The organism is Microbacterium resistens NBRC 103078 (assembly GCF_001552355.1).
GTDB lineage: Bacteria > Actinomycetota > Actinomycetes > Actinomycetales > Microbacteriaceae > Microbacterium > Microbacterium resistens.
In genome coordinates this window covers 1-15,107 of the sequence record NZ_BCRA01000026.1, presented here as the reverse complement: position 1 = coordinate 15,107, position 15,107 = coordinate 1, and the positions used below count along the sequence as shown (strand labels likewise).

Here is a 15,107-nt window from a genome sequence, read left to right as displayed (position 1 = left end):
ACGTCGAACAGAAAGGACGCTCCGTGGACAACCCGCACGAGCTGAGCCTCGCCAGCCGAGCCGTGTTCTACTCGCCCGAGGAGAGCACGCAGTCGATCAGCTACCCGATCTTCATGTCGGCCAACTACCAGTACGACGGCGACGCCTACGACCGGGTGGTCGACGGCGCGCGCCGCAGCGTCAACATCTACAGCCGGTGCGGGAACCCCAACGAGTACAAGCTCGACGACCAGATGGCGCTCATCTCGGGCGCGACGGACGCGCTCGCCGTGGCCTCGGGCATGGCGGCGGTCTCGCACGCGGTCCTGGGGCTGCTGAAGGTGGGCGATCACGTCGTCGTCGACCTCACCACCTACAGCTCCACGCACGAGTTCTTCGACCACCGGATCCAGGACTTCGGGATCGAGGTCACCTTCGTCGACTCCTCCGACGTGGGCGCCGTCCGGGCGGCGATCCGCCCGGAGACCAAGGCCGTGTACGTGGAGACCATCGCGAACCCGACCATGAAGGTCGCTCCCCTCGGGGAGATCGCCGCCCTCGCGCACGAGCGCGGGATCGTCGTGATCTGCGACAACACCTTCGCCAGCCCCGTCGTCTGCCGCCCGCACGAGCACGGTGTCGACATCGTGCTGGAGAGCGCGACGAAGTTCATCGGCGGGCACAACGACGCGGTGGGCGGGATCATCAGCATCCGTTCCGAGATCCTCCCCGAGGACTGGCTGGAGCAGATCCGCTGGAACACGCTCACGAAGCTGGGCGGAGCGCTGTCGCCGTTCAACGCCTGGCTGTTGCTGCGGGGCATCCAGACGCTGCCCCTGCGGGTGGAGCGGATGACGGAGAACGCGGGCCGGCTGGTGGAGTGGCTCGACGCGCACCCGAAGGTGCGGCGGGTGTACTACCCGGGCCACCCGTCGCACCCCCAGTACGCGGCGGCGCGTGAGCAGCTGGACTCGCCCGGGGCGATGCTCGCGTTCAGCGTGGGCACCGAGGAGGAGGCGGCGCAGGTGTGCAAGAGCCTGCGGCTCGCGTCGTTCGCGGCCAGTCTCGGCGGCGTGCGCACGGTCACGCAACTCCCTGCGACAATGGCCTTCCTCGACATCCCCGAGGAGGAGAGGCAGCAGATGGGCGTGACCCAGGGCATGATCCGCGTGTCCGTCGGCATCGAGAGGATCGACGACCTCATCGCCGACTTCGCCCAGGCGCTCGGGGACTGATGCCCGACACGGACGCCCGGGACGTGCGCACCGAGGTCGTGCTGCTCGGCGACCTCAACGTCGATCTCCACCTGGACATCCCGGCGTACCCCGCGCCGGGCGGCGACGGGGTGGCGACGCGTCAGCGGATCGGGTTCGGCGGATCCGCCGCCAACACGGCGGTCATGCTCACGAGGCTCGGCGTGCGCGCGGCTCTCGTGGCGTGCGTGGGAGACGACGATCGGGGAGCCGAGGCGATCTCGGGTCTTGCCGCGGAAGGCGTGGACACCGGCTTCGTCCGGCGCAGCGGCATGGAGGCCACCTCGCTCAACGTCATCACGGTGACGCCCGACGGGGAGCGCACCATGTTCGCCTACCGCGGGGCGAGCGCCGAACTGCGCTCGGCCGACGTGCCGACGGACCTCGCCGGCGCGGCGCACCTGCACGTGTCCGGGTACGCCCTCCTGGCAGAGCCGCAGCGGTCCGCCGCGCAGGAGGCGGCGCGGCGTGCGCGCGCGGCGGGGATGACGGTCTCGCTGGACGTGCCCGTGGACCCGGTCTCCGCAGTGCCGGCCGTGCTGCGCGACTTTCTCCGCCTGGTGGATGTCATCGTCGTCGGGGCTGCGGACGCGCGGCGGCTGACGACGGAGAGCGACGACGAGGCCGCGGCGCGGGCGATCCTTGTGTGCGGGCCCTCGGTCGTGGCTCTGACCGGGGGCTCGGCGGGTTCGCTCCTGTGCACCGCCTCGGGCGCGGTGCGGGCACCGGTCCCGACGGTCCGCCCCGTCGACACGACCGGGGCCGGAGACTCGTTCTGCGCGGGGCTGATCGCCGGACTGCTCAGAGGCGCGACGGACCCGATGGTCGTCGGCGCCCTGGCGAACGTCTGCGGCGCCGCAGCCGTGGCCGTGCCCGGAGCAGGCGCCGGGCTGCCGGGGATCGACGGCATCCGAGCGGCGCTCGACGACCTCCCCGCACCGGTCCGTGATGCTGTGAGCGCGGTGCTCAGCCCCCGACCAGGGGGAGCACGAGGCTGATGCCCAGGGCGATCATCACGACGGCGATCCCGGCGTCCAGGAGGCGCCAGGCCCGCGGTGTGCGCAGCCACCGGCCGAGGTAGCGGGCGCCGAACCCCAGGGCTGTGAACCACAGGACGCTGGCGGTGATCGCCCCGAGGGCGAACAGCCAGCGCTCGCTTGCGTGCGTCGCGGCGACGGAGCCCAGCATCAGGACCGTGTCGAGGTACACGTGGGGATTGAGCCAGGTGAGCGCGAGGACGGTGACGACGGTGGTGCGCAGTCCGGTGCCGCGCGTCAGGGTCGCGGTTCCCCCCGCGGCTCCGCTCGGGCTCACGCCCTGCGGCGTGGGTCTCTCCGTCGCGGGCGCGGTGAGGGACTCGCCTCCCCGCCACGCCCGCCGCGCGGCGAGCAGCCCGTAGACGACGAGGAACGCCGCGCCGGCGACGCGGGCGACCGCGACCAGCCACGGCGCGGACTGGACGAGGAAGCCGAGCCCGGCCACCCCGGCCACGATGAGCACCGCGTCGGAGAGGGCACAGATCAGGACGACGGGGAGGACGTGCTCGCGCCGCAGCCCCTGGCGCAGGACGAAGACGTTCTGGGCGCCGATGGCGACGATGAGGGAGAGGCCGAGTCCGAGGCCGGCGAGCACGGTGAGCATGTCCCGAGGTTAGGCGGCGGTGCATCCGTAGATCCAGCGAAGATTCCTTAATGATCATTAGCATGACTTCATGAGACTGGATCCGATCCTGGCCGAGACCGTGGCGGCCGTTCTCGACGAGGGGACGTTCGATGCCGCCGCTCGGCGACTGCACGTGACACCCTCGGCCGTGAGCCAGCGGGTCAAGACCCTGGAGGAGGATCTCGGCCGCGTGCTGCTGGTCCGGTCCAAACCCGTGCGCGCCACGGAGGCCGGTGAGGCGGTCGCCCGCTTCGGGCGGCAGATCTCGCTGCTCGAGCGGGACACGATCGCGGGCTTCGGCCTCGCCGCGGACGGGGGCGAGACGGATGTGCGGATCCGCGTCCCGCTCGCCGTCAACGCCGACTCCATGGCGACCTGGTTCCTGCCGCCGCTGGCGCGCATCGCGCAGCTCCACCGCGTCGAGTTCGACCTGCACCGCGACGACCAGAGCTTCACCGCCCGGCTGCTGGAAAGCGGCACCGTGATGGCCGCGGTGACCTCGGAGTCCGTGCCCGTCGGCGGGTGCACGGTGGCCGGGCTGGGAAGCCTGCGCTACGTGCCCGTGGCGACCCGGGAATACCGGGACCGGTGGTTCTCCCGAGGCCTCACCTCGGACGCACTCGCGACCGCGCCGTTCGTCGACTTCGACCGGAGGGACTCCCTCCAGCACGACTGGCTGCGAGCACGCGACGTGGACCCCTGGAGCGTGCCGCGACACTACGTGCCCGCGTCGCACGACTTCGCCGTCGCGGTCCGCCTCGGCCTCGGCTGGGGCCTGTTGCCGGTCGTCCAGGCCGAGCCGGCGCTCGTCTCCGGCGAGCTCGTCCGGCTCGACGACAGCGAGACGGCCGTGCCCCTGTTCTGGCAGCAATGGAACCTGCGCTCGCCGCTGCTCGACGCGATCGCCGGTGAGGTCCGCGACCACGCCTCCCTCCTGCTGCGGTGACGCGCGTCCCCCCGCGCGTCCCGTGGTCCGGGGCCTGGTCAGCCCGCTCTCGGGGCCATAGGGTCGTGGCATGGCCTCCGAGCGCATCACGCTGACCGTCCCCGGCCCGAAGGGCGACCGCACCCTGGACCTCTCGAGCCCGAACCGCGCCGTCTGGCCCGACGCGGACGGCGGCCCGATCACGAAGGCAGAGCTCGCGGACTACGTCCAGGCGGTCGCCGAGCCGTTCCTCGCCGCGAACGGGAACCGCCCGGTCTCCCTGGAGCGGTTCCGCGACGGGATCGGCGGCGAGAGCTTCTTCTCGAAGAACCCGCCCAAGGGGACGCCGGACTTCGTCGAGAGCGTCATGTGCACGTACAACAGCGGACGCAAGCATCCGCAGATCGTGCTCACGGAGGCCGCCGCGATCGTCTGGGCGGTCCAGATGAACACCGTCGTGTTCCACCCCTGGGCGTCGCTCGCCGCGGACACCGACAACCCGGTGGAGCTGCGGATCGACCTGGACCCGCAGCCGGGAACAGGCATCGCCGAGGCCGTCGCGGCCGCGCACGAGCTGCGTTCGGTCCTCCGGGAGGCGGGCCTGGAGCCGTACATCAAGACGAGCGGGAACCGGGGCCTGCACGTCTTCTGCCCGATCGTGCCCGAGCACGAGTTCCTCGTCGTCCGGCACGCCGTGATCGCGGCCGGTCGCGAGCTCGAGCGGCGGATGCCCGACCGGGTCACGACCGCGTGGTGGAAGGAGGAGCGCGGGGAGCGGATCTTCGTCGACTTCAACCAGGCCAACCGCGACCGCACGATGGCCGGCGCATACAGTCCGCGAGCGCTGCCCTGGGCGCCCGTGTCGACCCCGATCCACTGGGACGAGCTGGACGAGCTGGATCCGACCCGCTTCACCGTCCGGACGATCCCGGGGCGCCTCGCCGAGACGGGGGACCCGTGGGCGACCCTGCAGGACGCACCCGGACGCATCGACACCCTCCTGCAGTGGTGGGAGCGCGATGTGGACAACGGCCTCGGTGAGATGCCGTTCCCGCCGGAGTTCCCGAAGATGCCCGGCGAGCCGCCCCGCGTCCAGCCGAGCAAGCGGGTGGACGCGAACTGGGACGCCGAGGGCAACCGGATCGCCGACTGAGACGGGTCCGCCTCCGCGGCACGGTCGCCCGTCGCCGTCTGCGTCGTCAGGTCAGGACGTCGGCGAGATCGTAGCCGGCGACCGTCTCGAGCTGCTCGTACGTGCACGATCGCGGATCCCGATCCGGACGCCAACGGTCGAACTGCACGGTGTGGCGGAAGCGCCACCCCTCGAGCTGGTCGTAGCGGACCTCGAGCACGCGCTCCGGACGCAGTCGCACGAAGGACACGTCCTTGGCGCCGGAGAAGCGGGACCGCTCTCCTTCGCCGGTCACCGCCTCGCCGGTCTCGTCCCGCTCCACGAGCGGATCCAGCTCCTCGACGAGCTGCTGCCGCATCGCGTCGCTCCATGCCGCCACCCCGCCGACCTGGCGGAGCTCGCCGTCCTCGCCGTAGAGCCCCACGAGCAGGGATCCCACCCCGGACCCGCTCTTGTGGATGCGGTAGCCGAGCGCCACCACGTCGGCGGTGCGCGCGTGCTTGACCTTGATCAGCGTGCGCTTGCCCGGCGCATACGGCTGGGCGAGCGGCTTGGCGACGATGCCGTCGAGTCCCGCGCCCTCGAACTCGGCGAGCCAGCGACGGGCGAGGTCCGGATCCTGGGTCGTGCGGGTGAGATGGAGGGGAGGAGCGGATCCGCCGATGAGATCCTCCAGCCGCGCGCGGCGCTGCGCGAAGGGCAGGGACTGGAGGTCCTCGTCGCCGACGGCGAGGAGGTCGAAGGCCACGAACAGCGCGGGCGTCTCCACGGCGAGGCGCTGCACCCGGGAGGCCGCGGGGTGGATGCGCTGGCTCAGCGCCTCCCAGTCCAGCCGTTGCGAGCCCGGCGGGCCCGTGGGAACGACGATCTCCCCGTCGAGCAGGCAGGGACCGGGGAGGGCGGACGAGAGCGCGTCGACGAGCTCGGGGAAGTAGCGGGTCAGCGGCTTGGCGCCCCGGGAGCCGATCTCCAGCTCCTCTCCGTCCCACGCCACGAGCCCGCGGAAGCCGTCCCACTTCGGCTCGTACAGCAGCCCGCCGTCGACCTTCGCCGGGTCGGGGACCGCCGTCGCGGCTTTCGCGAGCATCGGGGCCGGGATCTCGTAGCGCATGGCACCATCCTGCCCCGTCGCCTCGCCCCGCGTCACGCCCGTCGAGTGGTCACTTTCTGCGGGTTCGGGGCGATTCAACCCACAGAAACTGACCACTCGATGCGAGCTCAGCCGAAGAGGTCGGCGAGCTCGGCGGGTTCTCCCGCGTCGGCCAGGGCGGTGCGCGCGGCGAACCAGCCCGCCATGCCGTTGACGCCCGGGCCGGGAGGCGTCGCGGCCGAGGCGAGGTAGACGCCGCGCATCGGCGTGCGCCACGGCGCGGGGGAGACGACCGGACGCTTCACGGCCTGCCACAGGGTGAACGCGCCGCCGAGGATGTCCCCGCCGATCTCGGCCGGGTTGATGTGCACGCGCTCGCGCGCCGTGACCGCGTGCGAGGCGAGGATCCGGTCCCGGAAGCCCGGCGCGAAACGCTCGATCCGGCGCGTGATGATCTCCGTCGCATCCAGATCCGAGTCGGCCGGGACGTGGATGTACGACCACAGGGTGTGCTTGCCCTCGGGGGCGCGGGTCGGGTCGAGCACGGAGGCCTGCACGGTCAGGGCGTACGACGTACGGCTCACGCCCCCGCGGGCCACGGCGTTCTCGCTCGCCCAGACCTCGGTGCGGGGTCCGCCGACGTGCACGGTCGGGGCGAGGGCCACCTCGGGGTTCGCCCACGGGACCGGACCGTCGAGCGCGAAGTCCACCTTCGCCGCCGCGGCGCCGTATCGGTATGCGCGGATCGCGCGGGCATACCGTTCGGGGACGTTCGGCAGGGTGAGCAGCAGTCGCGGGGAGGTGTTCAGCATCAGCAGGTCGCCGGCGTCGGGGTCGCCCCAGTCGAGCGCCGCGAGATCGGTCACGTGCGCACCGGTCTCGATCGTGCCGCCATGGGCACGCAGGTCGGCGGCGAGCACGTCCGCGAGGTGCTGGGCCCCGCCGCGCGGGTACACCCAGCCGCCCGCGTGCGCATGGGCCGCGAGCATCACCCCGGCCCCCGCACCGCTGAGCGAGGGGAGTGCCGTGTTCGCGTGGGCCATCACGCCCGCGATCAATCCCTGCGCCTCGGGGGTGCGGAACGTCCGCGCGGCCAGGGGGGTCCCCTGCTCCAGCACCCGCAGCCCGAAGCGTGCGGCGGTCACGGGGTGCCGCGGGAACCGCAGCAGCGGCGAGCCGGTGAAGTCCGTGACCCCGTCGATGTGCCGGCTGAGGGGACGCAGCAGTGCCAGCCAGGCGCGTCCGTCCGGCCCCAGCTCCTCCGCGGTCCGCTCGATGTCGTGCCACGCGACGGCCGCGCGTCCGTCGTCCAGCGGATGCGCATATGCCGCTTCGGGAATGATCCAGTCGAACCGGTCGAGGCCGAACGCGCGGAAGAACGGCGAGGCGTAGGCGACCGGGTGCACCGAGGAGCACACGTCGTGCACGAAGCCGGGGAGGGTGAGCTCCTCGCTGCGGACGCCGCCACCGATGCCGGCGGCGGCCTCCCGCACGTGCACGGAGTATCCGGCGCGGGCGAGGCTGACGGCGGCGGCGAGCCCGTTCGGGCCGCTTCCGATCACGGTGGCGCGGGGCATGAGGCCAGTCTGTCACGCGCGTTCCGATCGGGGCGGACGGACCGCCCGGGACGTGCGATCCTGGAAGGGATGAACGAAGTGCAGGGGCCCACCCCCACCGGAACCTCCCGCCCCTACAAGTCCCTCGCCGACGCTCTGCGCGCGCACCGGATCCCTCCGGAGAACCACGCGTTCATCACGGCGGTCGTGGACGCCGTCGGCATCACGTCCTTCATCGACCGGGGCCGCTACATCGAGGCTCTGCGTCGCGGCGACGGCGCGCCGCTGCACATCGGACGCACCTACACGAACGGGTTCACCGAGGACGAGCAGGTCGTCGTCGGGTCCCGGCCGCTGCCGCTGCTGCCCAGCGAGGGCCGGGCGCCGTACTTCTACGTGGTGCATCCGAGCGAGCTGCCCGCGTCGTCCTCGTCCGCCGCCGCCCGGCGGACGCCCCGGCCGTCAGCGGGGCCCCGGGTCGCGCGGGCCGAGCCCCGAGCCCCGAAGCCGAAGCCGGTGGAGGAGCGCGACTACGGCGTGTGCGACGTCTGCTTCATGGTGCGCACCCCCGCCGGCGGCTGCGCCTGCGACTGAGACCTGCGCCGGTGCGAGCGGACGCGCTCACACCCGATCGCGCTCAGACGAACGCGCTCATCCCGGTGATGTCGCGACCGATGAGCAGCGCCTGCACGCTCTCCGTCCCCTCATAGGTGTGGATCGCCTCGATGTCCGCCATGTGCTGCATGACGCCGTTCTCGAGCAGGATCCCGTTGCCGCCGAGGAGGTCGCGTGCGGTGGCGGCGATCCGGCGCGCGGCCCGCGTGTTGTGGAACTTCGCCAGCGACGCCTGGGTCGGTCGCAGCGTCCCGGCCGCATCCATGTCGGCCATCCGGCGGCAGTACAGCTGCATGGCGGTGAGGTCCTCGAGCATGTGCGTCAGCCGCTCCTGGACCATCTGGAACTTCGCCAGGGGCTTGCCGAACTGGATGCGCTCGGTGGCGTACGTCAGGGCCGCCTCGTAGCAGGCTGTGGCGTGGCCGAGCGCGGACCAGGCCACGCCGGATCGCGTCGCGTACAGCACCGTCGACGCGTCCTTGAAGCTCTTCGCCCCCGGGAGCACGGCGTCCAGCGGCACGCGGACGTCGTCGAGGCGGATGTGCGCCTGGAAGATGCCGCGCAGCGAGGCCTTGCCGGTGATCACGGTCCCCTCGTACCCCTGGCGGTCCTGCTCGACGAGGAAGCAGCGCACCGCGCCGTGGTCGTCGGCGCCCTCGTCCTCCACGCGCGCCCAGACGAACGTGATCCCGCCGGACGCACCGTTGCCGATCCACTTCTTCGCCCCGCGGATGACCCACTCGCCGTTCCCGTCCGGCGAGGCGACCCGGCGCGCGGTGGTCTCCAGCGAGACCGAGTCGGAGCCGTGATCCGGCTCCGTCAGGGCGAACGAGCCGAGGACGCTCGCGTCGGCGAGCGGGCCGAGCCAGCGCTCCTGCTGCGCCGGGCTGCCGAAGAGCGCGAGCGTGCGCAGGGCAAGGCCCCCCTGGACCGCGAGGATCGTGCCGAGGGATCCGTCCCCCCGCGAGATCTCCATGTTCACCAGGCCGGCGGCGAGCGGGCTCATGGGAGTGAGCGTCGGGTGAACCACGCCGTCGACGACGAGGTCGTAGGCGCCCATCGCCCGCGCAGCCTCGAGCGGATACTCCGCCTTGTCCCAGGCCTCCGTCATCCGGGGCGCCACCTCGTCGACGTAGGCGCGCGCACGGTCCCACGCGGCGCGGTCCTCCTCGGGGATGTCGGCGAAGACGGCGTAGTAGTCGGTGTCGCGCCGACCGGTCAGCGTGTAGGACGAGACGCGCTCGCCGGGGAAGGGGGCTTCGTTGCTCATGGGGTCCTCCGAAGCGACGAGGGAATGAGACTGAGTCTCACGTCGCATGGAACAGCGTACCGCGTTCGCCGCTCCCGGCACCGCTCGCCCTGCACAGAGCGGAAGGCGCGCCGGTTCTCCCCACTCTTCGGAATCGTGCGCGTTCCCCGCGCGATTCAGGGCGGGGTATGGGACGGATCCGCCCCGTCGCAGACCCCGACGCCCGGCAACGCGCCCCGAACCGTCGGGGAGCGGGAGTGGAACGCGGTCAGTCGGCGAGGTCCTGGCGAAGGCGTCGCGTGATCTCGGCCAACGGCATGGTGCGCGGGAAGAGCGCCACGACCATGGCGTCCTCCCCGGGGGTCGCGGCGTCGTCCGGGTGGACCCCGAAACGACGCATCGCGTCATCGAGAGCGCGGCGGAGGACCGAGACCGGCGTGCGGGCTCCGCGCAGCAGCCGCCGCAGCACGTGGTTGTGCACGGCGGTCACGATGGCGGCGAAGCTCACCGCATCGAGCGGATCGAGGCCGGGCAGCGAACGGCGCAGGTACTCGTCGAACAGACGCTCGTAGCGGAAGACCGTGACGATCTCCCGGTCGCGCAGGGTCGGCACCTGGCGCACCACCTGGTAGCGCCGCCGGGCGAGCTCCGGATCCGCGGCGAAGCGCCGGAAGACCATGACCGAGGCCTCGCACACCGCGACCCACGGGTTCGCGTGCGGCTTGTCGAGGTACGTGCGCAGGGACGTCAGCATCTCCTCGTGGTCGGCGAAGATCACGTCGTCCTTGCCGCCGAACTGCCGGAAGAACGTCGAGCGCGAGATCCCCGCGGCCTTGGCGATCTGCTCGACCGAGGTCGCGTCGAAGCCGCGCGTGGCGAACAGCTCCAGCGCCGCCGCGACGACGGCGGTGCGCGTGGGGGACACGTCGGCGTGCTCGGTCATAGCAGGAGAGCCTAGCCCCCTCGCGGTGCGCGCCACGGCGGTCGGGGGCGCGGATCCGCGGTAGTAGGCTGGGGGATCGGGTCGAATGATATCGACACCCGACAGCACCTGTCGCGTCCCACCCGCCGCAACCAGCGAAGGACTGCACTGTGGATCTCTACGAGTACCAGGCACGAGACCTTTTCGAATCCTACGGAGTGCCGGTTCTCGCCGGCATCGTCGCCGACACCCCCGAGGAGGTGAAGGCAGCGGCCGAGAAGCTCGGCGGCGTGGTCGTCGTCAAGGCGCAGGTCAAGACCGGAGGCCGCGGCAAGGCGGGCGGTGTCAAGGTCGCCAAGACCCCGGACGAGGCGTACGAGGCCGCCAAGGCCATCCTCGGCCTCGACATCAAGGGCCACGTGGTCCGACGCGTGATGGTCGCCGCCGGCGCCCGCATCGCCAAGGAGTTCTACTTCTCGGTGCTGCTGGACCGCGCCAACCGCTCGTACCTGAATCTCTGCTCGGTCGAGGGCGGCATGGAGATCGAGCAGCTCGCGGTCGAGAAGCCCGAGGCGCTGGCGCGTATCGAGGTCAACCCGCTCACGGGGATCGACAAGGACAAGGCGCTGGAGATCGCGAAGGCCGCGAACTTCCCCGAGGAGCTCCTGGACGCCGTCTCGGACGTGTTCGTGAAGCTCTACGAGGTCTACAAGGGCGAGGACGCGACGCTCGTCGAGGTCAACCCGCTCGTGCTGACGGAGGAGGGCGACGTCATCGCCCTCGACGGCAAGGTCTCCCTCGACGACAACGCGAGCGAGGTGCGCCACCCGCAGCACGAGGAGCTCGCCGACAAGGCGACCGAGGACCCGCTCGAGGCCAAGGCCAAGGAGTCCGGTCTCAACTACGTCAAGCTCGACGGCCAGGTCGGGATCATCGGCAACGGCGCGGGCCTGGTCATGTCGACCCTGGACGTCGTCGCTTATGCCGGCGAGAACCACGGCGGCGTCAAGCCCGCGAACTTCCTGGACATCGGCGGCGGCGCCTCCGCGACCGTCATGGCCGCGGGGCTGGACGTCATCCTGGGCGACCCCCAGGTCAAGAGCGTCTTCGTGAACGTCTTCGGCGGCATCACCTCGTGCGTCGCCGTGGCGGAGGGCATCGTCAAGGCGCTGGAGATCCTCGGCGACGCCGCCACGAAGCCGCTGGTCGTCCGTCTCGACGGCAACCAGGTCGAGGAGGGGCGTGCGATCCTCGCGAGCGCGAACCACCCGCTCGTCACCCTGGCCGCCACCATGGACGAGGGCGCCGACAAGGCCGCCGAACTGGCGAACGCCTGACCTTCGACGAGCTCAGCGACCGGATAAGGATTAGAGAAATGTCGATCTACCTCAACAAGGACTCCAAGGTCATCGTCCAGGGCATCACGGGCGGCGAGGGCACCAAGCACACCGCGCTCATGCTCAAGGCCGGCACGAACATCGTCGGCGGCGTGAACGCGCGCAAGGCCGGCACCACGGTCTCGCACACCGACAAGGACGGCAACGCCGTCGAGCTGCCGGTCTTCGCCTCGGTCGAGGAGGCCATCGAGAAGACCGGTGCGAACGTCTCCGTCGCGTTCGTGCCCCCGGCGTTCACCAAGAGCGCGATGATCGAAGCCATCGACGCCGAGATCCCCCTGCTCGTCGTCATCACCGAGGGCGTTCCCGTCGGCGACTCCGCGGAGGCGTGGGCGTACGCGGTGGAGAAGGGCGGCAAGACCCGGATCATCGGCCCGAACTGCCCCGGCATCATCACGCCGGACGAGGCGCTGGCGGGCATCACCCCGGCCAACATCACCGGAAAGGGCCCGATCGGACTCGTGTCGAAGTCGGGGACCCTGACTTACCAGATGATGTTCGAGCTGCGCGACCTGGGCTTCTCCACCGCCATCGGCATCGGCGGCGACCCGGTCATCGGCACGACCCACATCGACGCGCTCGCGGCGTTCGAGGCCGACCCGGAGACCAAGGCCATCGTGATGATCGGCGAGATCGGCGGCGACGCCGAGGAGCGTGCGGCCGAGTTCATCAAGGCCAACGTCACCAAGCCCGTCGTCGGCTACGTGGCGGGCTTCACCGCTCCGGAGGGCAAGACCATGGGCCACGCCGGCGCCATCGTCTCGGGCTCGGCGGGCACCGCGCAGGCGAAGAAGGAGGCCCTCGAGGCCGCCGGCGTCAAGGTCGGGAAGACCCCGTCCGAGACCGCGGCGCTGATGCGCGAGATCATCGCGGCGCTGTAAGCGCTAGACTCGACGAGAAGGCCCCGAGCTCCACCTCGGGGCCTTCTTTCGTCTCCGGCGCATCTCTGCTCCCCGTCGCTCCTCTGGTCCCTCTCTGGTCCTCGCGTCCGTTCCCGGGCTCGCCCTGCGCCCGTGCACGCCGAAACCCCCTCTGCGCGCCGAGACCCCCTCGCCCACGCGTATCCCTGAGGGGGTATCGGCGGGCAGAGGGGGTCTCGGCGGTACGGAGCCGGGGACGGGAGAGGGCGGGTCAGCCGGCGAGGAGGGCCTCGATCGGACCGCGCGCGAAGAAGACCACGAACCCGGCGGTGACGATCCACAGCAGCGGGCTGATCTCCCGTGCCTTCCCGGCGAAGGAGCGGATGAGCACCCAGCTGATGAAGCCGGCGCCGATGCCGTTGGCGATGGAGTAGGTCATCGGCATCACGGTCACGGTGACGAACACCGGGAACAGCGCCGTGAAGTCGGTCAGGTCGATGTGGCGGATCTGGCTCATCATGAGCGCTCCTACGATGACCAGCGCCGCGGCGGCGACTTCCGTGGGCACGATCGACACGAGCGGCGTGAAGAACATCGCCACGGCGAACAGCAGGCCGGTCACGATGTTGGCCAGCCCCGTGCGCGCCCCCTCGCCGATCCCGGCGCCGGACTCGATGAACACCGTGTTCGACGATCCGGACGTGAGACCGCCCGCGACGGCGCCGACGCCCTCCACGATCAGCGCGGACTTCAGCCGCGGGAAGTTGCCGTCCGCGTCGGCGAGGCCCGCCTCCTTGGAGAGGCCCGTCAGGGTGCCCATGGCGTCGAAGAAGTTCGTGAAGACCAGGGTGAAGACGAGCATGAGCGCGGCGAGGACGCCGATCCTGCCGAACGCGCCGAAGAGGTCGACCTGGCCGACCAGCGAGAGGTCGGGGACGGCGAGGAGCTGCTCGGGCAGCTTCGGCTCGGTCAGTCCCCATCCGCCGGGGTTCACGGTGTCGCCGGAGACCTTCGGCCCCAGGTGCCAGATCGCCTCGACGACGACCGCGATCACGGTGCCGGTGACGAGCCCGATCAGGATGCCGCCCTTGACCTTCAGACCCACGAGGATCGCCGTCAGCAGCAGGGTCACGACGAAGATCAGGGTCGGGATCGTGGCGACCGATCCGCCCACGCCGAGACCGACCGGCGGGGAGTCGCTGCCGGTCGCGGTGGTGAACCCGGCGTTCACGAGGCCGATGAAGGCGATGAACAGACCGATGCCGACGGTGATCGCGAGCTTGAGCTGCATCGGCACCGCGTCGAAGATCATCCGCCGCAGCCCCGTGGCGCTGAGCAGGACGATGATGAGCCCGTTGATCACGACGAGTCCCATCGCCTCCGCCCACGTGACCTCCCCGACCACGGAGAAGGCGAGGAAGGCGTTGATGCCCAGGCCCGCCGCGAAGCCGAAGGGAAGACGCGCGACGAGCCCGAAGAGGATCGTCATCACGGCGGCGGTGAGGCCGGTCACCGCGCTCAACTGGGCGAAGTCGAGTCTCGTCCCGTCGATGTCGGCGGTCGTGGACAGGATGATCGGGTTCAGGATGACGATGTACGCCATCGTGACGAACGTCACGACGCCGCCTCGGACCTCCGCGGCGACAGTGGAGCCGCGGCGGGTGATCTCGAAGAAGCGGTCGACGGCGCCGCGCGGCTCGGCGAGCGCCTCCGGGGACGGGACGGGGGACGGGGGGACAGCTGACATGGGGGACCTCCGATGCACGACGTTATCGGCTCGGGACACCCGCGCGCGCCCCGAGCGTCCTCCGAGCCGGAGCCCGTAGGCTCAGGGGGTCATGCCTCGCGTCCTCATCGTGCTCCTCGCCGCCGTCGATGCGGCCGTCGCCGCCGCGGTGGGGCTCGCGCTCCTGCTGGCACCTCTGACCGTCGCCTGGATCGTCGCGTTCGGCGTCGACGCGGACTGGGGCGCGCTCTGGCCGACCACGTCGACCCTGTGGCAGCTCGGGCACGGCGTGCCGGTCTCGCTCGCCCTCCCCGATGCGGTCGTGCGCGAGGTGGGGATCGCCCCCGAGGCGGCGTCGTTCGTCGTGTCGCTGGCACCCCTGCTGTTCCTCGCCTTCACCGCGATCTTCGCCGCCCGTTCGGGCCGTCGGGCGGCCTCCGCCGGCTCGTGGCCGTCGGGAGTAATCGCCGGGGTGCTCACCTTCACCGCGATCTCGGTGCTGGTCGTGCTCACCGGCGTCGGCGCGGTCGCGACCACGCCGTGGGCCCTCGGCGTGATCTTCCCCGCCCTGACCTACCTGTGCGGGGCGCTCGCCGGCGCCGTGGCGACGGCGTGGATCGACGGGGACGGCGGGATCGTCGACGCCGTGCACGACCGGGTGGACGCCGCGGGCGACTGGGCGGGCGTTCCCGGGGACGCCGTCCGCGGCGCGAGCGCCGCGCTGGTCGCCCTCGTCGGCTC

Annotated in this window: 14 protein-coding genes; 8 read left to right on the top strand and 6 right to left on the bottom strand. The window is 71.4% G+C overall.

The window, feature by feature from the left end; all coding sequences use genetic code 11:
• The first annotated feature begins 23 nt into the window (after window positions 1-23).
• Together MR1_RS05690 and MR1_RS05685 are read left to right on the top strand one after the other, a co-directional pair.
• Complete coding sequence (locus MR1_RS05690; protein WP_067243838.1) at window positions 24-1,214, top strand: trans-sulfuration enzyme family protein; 1,191 nt, start codon at window positions 24-26, stop codon at window positions 1,212-1,214.
• Window positions 1,214-2,230 (top strand): carbohydrate kinase family protein, encoded by a 1,017-nt coding sequence (locus tag MR1_RS05685; protein WP_067243834.1) that lies wholly within the window; start codon window positions 1,214-1,216, stop codon window positions 2,228-2,230. The genes MR1_RS05690 and MR1_RS05685 overlap by 1 nt, the downstream gene beginning before the upstream one ends.
• Here the strand turns inward: MR1_RS05685 and MR1_RS05680 are convergent.
• Entirely contained in the window at window positions 2,199-2,873 is a 675-nt protein-coding gene (locus MR1_RS05680) for a LysE/ArgO family amino acid transporter (protein WP_067243833.1), read from the bottom strand. The two genes, MR1_RS05685 and MR1_RS05680, sit on opposite strands and share 32 nt — an antisense overlap.
• A gap of 70 nt (window positions 2,874-2,943) precedes the next feature.
• Here MR1_RS05680 and MR1_RS05675 point away from each other — a divergent pair, with 70 nt between their 5' ends.
• Both MR1_RS05675 and ligD read left to right on the top strand, forming a co-directional pair.
• The gene (locus MR1_RS05675) at window positions 2,944-3,840 is read left to right on the top strand and encodes a LysR family transcriptional regulator ArgP (RefSeq protein ID WP_067243831.1); all 897 of its coding nucleotides are present in this window, start codon (window positions 2,944-2,946) and stop codon (window positions 3,838-3,840) included.
• A 70-nt stretch (window positions 3,841-3,910) separates the two neighbouring features.
• Window positions 3,911-4,972, top strand: coding sequence for a non-homologous end-joining DNA ligase (ligD, locus tag MR1_RS05670; RefSeq protein WP_067243829.1), 1,062 nt, complete (start codon window positions 3,911-3,913; stop codon window positions 4,970-4,972).
• A gap of 46 nt (window positions 4,973-5,018) precedes the next feature.
• On the opposite strand, the gene MR1_RS05665 is transcribed toward ligD, so the two are convergent.
• Both MR1_RS05665 and MR1_RS05660 read right to left on the bottom strand, forming a co-directional pair.
• A complete protein-coding gene (locus tag MR1_RS05665; RefSeq protein ID WP_067243827.1) occupies window positions 5,019-6,062 on the bottom strand; it encodes an ATP-dependent DNA ligase in 1,044 nt (347 codons plus the stop codon).
• 107 nt (window positions 6,063-6,169) lie between these two features.
• Entirely contained in the window at window positions 6,170-7,618 is a 1,449-nt protein-coding gene (locus MR1_RS05660; RefSeq protein ID WP_067243826.1) for a phytoene desaturase family protein, read from the bottom strand.
• A gap of 69 nt (window positions 7,619-7,687) precedes the next feature.
• Here MR1_RS05660 and MR1_RS05655 point away from each other — a divergent pair, with 69 nt between their 5' ends.
• Window positions 7,688-8,191 (top strand): hypothetical protein, encoded by a 504-nt coding sequence (locus MR1_RS05655; protein WP_067243825.1) that lies wholly within the window; start codon window positions 7,688-7,690, stop codon window positions 8,189-8,191.
• A gap of 43 nt (window positions 8,192-8,234) precedes the next feature.
• Here MR1_RS05655 and MR1_RS05650 read toward each other — a convergent pair whose 3' ends face one another.
• Together MR1_RS05650 and MR1_RS05645 are read right to left on the bottom strand one after the other, a co-directional pair.
• Window positions 8,235-9,482 (bottom strand): acyl-CoA dehydrogenase family protein, encoded by a 1,248-nt coding sequence (locus tag MR1_RS05650; protein WP_067243823.1) that lies wholly within the window; start codon window positions 9,480-9,482, stop codon window positions 8,235-8,237.
• Between the two features lie 247 nt (window positions 9,483-9,729).
• Entirely contained in the window at window positions 9,730-10,404 is a 675-nt protein-coding gene (locus tag MR1_RS05645) for a TetR family transcriptional regulator (RefSeq protein WP_067243822.1), read from the bottom strand.
• Window positions 10,405-10,553: 149 nt separating this feature from the next.
• Between MR1_RS05645 and sucC the strand changes: the two genes are divergently transcribed.
• Window positions 10,554-11,720, top strand: coding sequence for an ADP-forming succinate--CoA ligase subunit beta (sucC, locus tag MR1_RS05640; protein ID WP_067243821.1), 1,167 nt, complete (start codon window positions 10,554-10,556; stop codon window positions 11,718-11,720).
• 38 nt (window positions 11,721-11,758) lie between these two features.
• A complete protein-coding gene (gene sucD, locus MR1_RS05635; RefSeq protein ID WP_067243819.1) occupies window positions 11,759-12,661 on the top strand; it encodes a succinate--CoA ligase subunit alpha in 903 nt (300 codons plus the stop codon).
• A 250-nt stretch (window positions 12,662-12,911) separates the two neighbouring features.
• Here the strand turns inward: sucD and MR1_RS05630 are convergent, their stop codons facing one another.
• Entirely contained in the window at window positions 12,912-14,387 is a 1,476-nt protein-coding gene (locus MR1_RS05630) for an NCS2 family permease (protein ID WP_067243817.1), read from the bottom strand.
• A gap of 91 nt (window positions 14,388-14,478) precedes the next feature.
• On the opposite strand from MR1_RS05630, the gene MR1_RS05625 reads away from it, so the two are divergent.
• Window positions 14,479-15,107 (top strand): cell division protein PerM (locus MR1_RS05625; RefSeq protein WP_255218104.1); only part of this gene is annotated, 629 nt, incomplete at its 3' end.